The sequence below is a fragment of the Pseudomonas tremae genome (assembly GCF_001401155.1).
GTDB lineage: Bacteria > Pseudomonadota > Gammaproteobacteria > Pseudomonadales > Pseudomonadaceae > Aquipseudomonas > Aquipseudomonas tremae.
Genome location: NZ_LJRO01000502.1, coordinates 1 through 918 on the forward strand (window position 1 = coordinate 1; position 918 = coordinate 918).

Below are 918 nucleotides of genomic sequence, written 5' to 3' on the forward strand. Positions count from 1 at the left end.
CAGGCTTTCATGATGTCTTCCTTGTAAAGGCTTCAGGGTGTTGCGAGCGGGTGTTACGCACTGGCCTGCATCAATGGCGCGCGCATGCTCATGCGCAGCGTGTCCCATAGCCGGACCCTGCTTTCCACCGCTGCGATGGCCGCCTGATACACCTCTCGTTCACGCTGCGCGTCGCCGCCAATCAGACGGGCCAGCAACTGTTCCGCTGCCGGGCCGTGGTCCTCGGAGTCCACTTCGATGTGGCGCTCCAGGTAGTAACGGGAGGTGGGTGCCTGTTCGACGGTGATGCCCCAGTCGTCGAGGATGCTCTGGAACATCTGTGGGATGACGCTTTCGCGCCCGTGCAGAAACGCCGCAGCAACGCTGTGTGCCGGCGCATGAAGGGCAGTGTCGAGGGTGTGCGTCACGAATGCCGATGCGGCCTGGCCTGCGTTGACCCGTTGCAGGGCCGTTGTGTAATGCAGGCCCTGCTGCAGCTGGATGAAACGCTCGATCTGTAACGTGCTCGCGCCAATCTCGCGCATGGCGTCCAGGTACAGCTCGAAGTGGCTGTAATGACCTGAATCCAATCGGTCGTCGGACTCTTCCCCCAGCACGATCTCGTTGATCAGGCGGGCGGCGCAGGCATCGGTCGGGGGCAGCCACGGCAGTTGCGTGCAGGTCAGTTCCTGTTGCAGACGTTTGGTCAGAGACATGAAATCCCAGACGGCGAATACATGGGTTTCCATAAAGCGTCGCAATACGCCCAACGTCGTGATTTCGGCAAAGATCGGGTGACGGCTAAGTTCAACTTTCTTTTGGTCGAGCAGCGTTTTCTCACAATGCATGGTGATGTCCCTATGGTCATGGTAGCGGTAGGTGGCAGTACAGTTATTCGAAGTTTTAACGTGTCGCCCGTGCAAGGTGAATGTGATGAAA

1 protein-coding gene is annotated in these 918 nt (G+C 58.8%); it reads right to left on the minus strand.

Going from position 1 to position 918, the window contains the following annotated elements; translation table 11 throughout:
* Positions 1-53: 53 nt before the first annotated feature.
* Complete coding sequence (locus tag ALO43_RS27455) at positions 54-827, minus strand: DUF3050 domain-containing protein (protein ID WP_054998444.1); 774 nt, start codon at positions 825-827, stop codon at positions 54-56.
* Positions 828-918: the final 91 nt, after the last annotated feature.

Bases quoted from the DNA above. Each gene is read 5' to 3' on its own strand.
- ALO43_RS27455 (WP_054998444.1), bottom strand. From the start codon at position 827: ATGCATTGTGAGAAAACGCTGCTCGACCAAAAGAAAGTTGAACTTAGC.